The 427-nt window shown below is 58.8% G+C and carries 1 pseudogene; it reads left to right on the forward strand.

Going from position 1 to position 427, the window contains the following annotated elements:
* A pseudogene (locus tag GPA27_RS28520) lies at positions 1-237 on the forward strand (NADH-quinone oxidoreductase subunit M); the annotation flags it as partial.
* Positions 238-427: the final 190 nt, after the last annotated feature.

A 427-nucleotide genomic window follows, 5' to 3' on the forward strand; every position in this document is an offset into this window, starting at 1 on the left:
GCGCTGATTTTTGGTGCTGCTTACACCCTGTGGATGTTCAAGCGTGTGTACCTGGGCCCCGTGGGCAATGACAACGTCAAGGGCTTGACGGACATCGACAGCCGCGAGTTCCTGGTGCTTGCTGTACTGGGCATCGCGGTGCTGGCCATGGGCCTCTACCCCCGTCCGTTCACCGACGTGATGGACACCTCGGTGGCAGAACTGCTCAAGCATGTCGCGCAGACCAAGCTGAACTGAACAGACCAGACTGAACTGAGAGATTCGAGATGATTGACAACATCAGCTGGCTAGCGATTTACCCCGAAATTGTGCTGTTGACGATGGCCTGCGTGATTGCGCTGGTTGATCTGGGCGTACACAGCCCTCGTCGCACCAGCACCTACGTGCTGACCATGCTCACGCTGGCCGTGGTGGCTGCCCTGAGGCC

It is taken from the genome of Aromatoleum toluolicum (assembly GCF_012911005.2).
GTDB classification, from domain to species: domain Bacteria; phylum Pseudomonadota; class Gammaproteobacteria; order Burkholderiales; family Rhodocyclaceae; genus Aromatoleum; species Aromatoleum toluolicum.